3 protein-coding genes and 2 pseudogenes are annotated in these 3,619 nt (G+C 46.9%); 1 reads left to right on the forward strand and 4 read right to left on the reverse strand.

All coding sequences use genetic code 11. The features are described from left to right. A partial coding sequence (locus tag BZJ21_RS16720; protein ID WP_236719586.1) for a hypothetical protein occupies nt 1-275 on the forward strand: 275 nt, incomplete at its 5' end. Nucleotides 276-348: 73 nt separating this feature from the next. On the opposite strand, the gene BZJ21_RS15075 is transcribed toward BZJ21_RS16720, so the two are convergent. The 4 genes and pseudogenes from BZJ21_RS15075 to BZJ21_RS15085 form a co-directional block, all read right to left on the reverse strand. Further along, entirely contained in the window at nt 349-603 is a 255-nt protein-coding gene (locus BZJ21_RS15075; RefSeq protein WP_077670230.1) for a bacteriocin immunity protein, read from the reverse strand. A gap of 4 nt (nt 604-607) precedes the next feature. Continuing rightward, nucleotides 608-694: pseudogene (locus tag BZJ21_RS16825) on the reverse strand (HNH endonuclease); the annotation flags it as partial. A 40-nt stretch (nt 695-734) separates the two neighbouring features. Then, nucleotides 735-1,022 carry a bacteriocin immunity protein gene (locus BZJ21_RS15080; RefSeq protein ID WP_077670231.1) on the reverse strand — a complete coding sequence of 96 codons (288 nt, stop codon included), beginning with the start codon at nt 1,020-1,022 and terminating at the stop codon, nt 735-737. 2 nt (nt 1,023-1,024) lie between these two features. After that, nucleotides 1,025-3,547 (reverse strand): annotated as a pseudogene (locus tag BZJ21_RS15085) (T6SS effector antibacterial DNase). Nucleotides 3,548-3,619 lie beyond the last annotated feature (72 nt).

The following is a 3,619-nucleotide window of genomic DNA, read 5'->3' on the forward strand; positions in this document are numbered from 1 at the left end:
CAGCATCAGGTGCTAAGGTCGGACTCAGCATCACCAAACTCACCGGAACAGAGGTAGCTAACCTCAACTCCAGGAGAGATACAAGGTCGGACAAGCGCCGGAGCGATGTGAATCATGAACACCCAAGTCAAAGCGCGCCTCCGACATCAAGGTCAAATTTGGCATCTGCGTTAAAATTGGCCCCGATCGTGACAGGCGCCCCTTGGCAATGTGCACATACCCATCATCGTGCCGGGGCTTGTGTCACCTACGCCAATGGCACCATCAATGTCTAAATTTTGGCATCGATGAAATTTACTAGGGATTGTGCCATCTCTCATCCTCGCAGAAAATGACCTGCGCTCAAGGCTAGTCCTTGAAGCATGGCAGCCCTTGAGATTGACGCCATTCCTTGACAATTCTTACAATGTTCTCTGGTGTCGCGTCTTCTTCTTTTTCTGGATAATAAATAAGATCAGAACCATCAGGATGTTCGGTGATAAGCTCAAAATGCTCTAGCAATTCATCGAGAACATCATCCGTTTCAGCAACATTCTCCACAAAAATTTGTTCAACAAGCTTCAGACAGTCCTCTTCTGTGTAATCTACTATTGAATTTTTCATTATCTTACCTCTTATGTATATTAATATGGTTACGAGGTGTATTTACCCGAAGGTTATCAACATCATATACTTCGCCACCATATTGAATTTCGTTAACATGAAGTAATTAAAATAAGTTCCGCTTTCTTGCTTTATCTCTTCTGATTTTTAAAACAAATCTTCCCTTGCTTTTGATACCATGCTTTTATTTCACTAATAATACCATTCGGAGAGTCTTCTCGATCCTCGCTCGGATGAAATATAAGTCCATTTCCATCAGGATGTTCTACAAGACGAGTAAAATGTTCCGCAAGTTTAGATATATGCTTATCATATTCCTCGTCCGACAAGTCATTTGTGTCCGTATCCTCAAAAAAATCCTCAAGAAACCGATAGAACTCTTCTTCGGTATAGTCTTGTAATTGGTCTTTTAGCTCCATAACTAGCCCCGTTTATGTGTATCAATATGTCGTTTAGGTGTCATGACACTTAAATTGTCTATATTATAGACTTCACCGCCATGTTGAATTTCTTCTATGTGATGAATCTCATATCGCTGTCTTCCGCCAATTTGTTCGCCTGGAGTTGAAAACGGAGCTCTACCTCGTTTGAGCAGTCTCTGGTTTGCTCGACTAAATTGAGACAGCAACCTAGAATTCTTTCCTACTTCGATCCAAAATTCCTCTCAGAAAGCATCAAAGCTACTAAACTCTTTTCCTCTGAGTTTATCCGCAATCTGAGACGGGATAGGTGCCCCTAAATCTTCGCTCGCTTTCTCCAGCCACCTTCCGGTGATATCTTCTCCGTTCCCTGTCACTACGCCTGATTCATCACGCGCCGTTTTGCGGAAAACCAAGTAAAGCGGCGGCAAACCAGCATCAGCAGGGAATGTCACTAAGTACTCAGCAAGATCTTCCTCGGGATATAATGGCGTCCCAAGCTCCTGCTCGTGCTCTTCTATCGGCCGGACCCAGATATTATGCACATCTAGCTGATCATTCTCAGGTAATACCGTATCGGGTGTTAGAACGTCTGTCGAGCCATCTGGAGTCCATGTGATGGTGATACCATCATCCAGTTCCGCAACAAAGTTCTGATCACTTTGGCGAGCCTCACGCTTTGTCACGCGCTCTCCATATGGACTACCTTCACCGGTTTTTATACCAACGACTTGCTGTTTGCCATTTTCATCGGTGTACATATTGAAACGCACACGCATCGTGATGGCATCAACACCACTCAGTTCGGGGTGTCCGTCGAGCGTGCCGTCCCCTAGCTGAGACGGCCACAATGCCGCGACTAGAAAGCCTCCCATACGCCCAAATCCGGCTAATGCCTCGCCGGAAAGCGACCATGCTCCCATGGTCTTGCCCGTATTGGTGCTGATGACACCGAGATTAGTCGCCGCTCCACTGGCAGGCAGCGTGAGTATTGCTGCTTTTCCGTAGTCAGTCGCTTTAGCTACAGTAGTGATCGTGGTTAGATTTGCAACTGGCAATTCTTTTTCGAGCAGTCTGTCTTTATTAATTGCCTTAAAGGGTGTGCTCGCTATAAAAGCGTCAGAATGCTCATAGTGCGTATTCGGCGCGCAACTGTATGTGCAAGGCGATAATGGCGGCAACTCTGTTGCGACCTCTGAAGATACTTGCTGGGCCTCTACTTGTTTAACAGTCAGCGTATCTCCTGCCTTCAACGACATTGGATCGGCGTCATACTGCGGGTTCAAATCCAATAGCTGCTTGGCGGATAAGCCATGTTGTTCGGCAATGGCGGGCCATGATTCACGTTGTCGGGTAGCCGGATCGGTTTTGACCGTGTGGGTTGTCGGCTGTTTTGATTCATCACGTTTATCGGTCTCTTTTTCAGATGAAGGTTCATCTCGTTTGGCGATAGCTTGCTTGGGCGCGGCAAGTAATTCATTGATAGACAGTTTAATGCCGTTTTCTTCCAGCCATTCATCGTCTAGATTATCAAGCAAGTCACGCGTGAGCGGTGCTTTAAGATAGACAAGATGTTGGTCTTCGACTTCTTTGCCGCCAATCTTCCAGTACACCAGAATAGCGCTTTGATAACGATTAAAACCTTGCGCCTGGTTGAGCTTGTCATGTCTAGAGCGCGTGGCGTAAAACTGCCACTTACCATCACCCAGCAGCTTGTACTCCTGCACCAAGCGCTTTTGGTAAAAATGGTAGTAATAGCCTTCGGTGGGTAGGCCCAGTCGCTCGCCGAGTTGAACAGAAGGTGTTACAGGAATAAAGGCTTCTTGGATGATACCTGAGCCAATCGGCTTGACCTGCACGGGCTCAGGTACGCTGATGCCCATTAACGCTGATGCTATTTTGGCAACGAGCTTTTTGGGCTCGTTGAATGCGGTATAAGTGGTGTACTTGGTGCCGTGTTCAGTGCGCGCGGTTTGCCAATCACCAATCACGCCTTCTTGTTGTGTTTTGGCTAATAGAAAAGCGCAACCTACCGTTTTACGAAATGTTTTGACTGAGCTGGCGATTTCGAAACAGTATTCGTATTTGCGCGCTGGCGGCTCATTTGAGCGGTCAGGTTTTACCGGCTCAGGCACATAGGTGTCTTCGATATTGGTTGCGGCATGCGCACTATGGCTAACGCCACCGGAGCCACTCGCTCCACCGGCCACACTGCCAGATTGATTAGCTCTGGCGGCAAGTGCTGAACGGGCTTGTGGTGAGAGGGTCGTTTCAGTATCTGGCGAGAGGGTCCAAACCTTATTCGTATTATCATGTACCATCGCTGGCCGCACTGGGATATCAGTCAACAGTGCAAATTCACCGCTATCAAGCTTTTCTTTAAATTGTGAAAAGCTCACCCCATCAGGCATTACATTACCAAGGTCTCGCTCATTCAGCGCCTCAATATCGCCCTCTACTTGCCCAAACTCATACGCCATAAGTTCAGTCAGTCTAATGAGTTTATATCCCACCGCATTGTCCACCAATCAAGAACCATGGCGGTGTATTCTACTGAAGAGACCAGATTTTTGGATAGGTTTGTTGTCATCGTTAGG

Origin of the sequence: Salinivibrio costicola subsp. alcaliphilus (genome assembly GCF_001996185.1) — a bacterium.
GTDB lineage: Bacteria > Pseudomonadota > Gammaproteobacteria > Enterobacterales > Vibrionaceae > Salinivibrio > Salinivibrio costicola.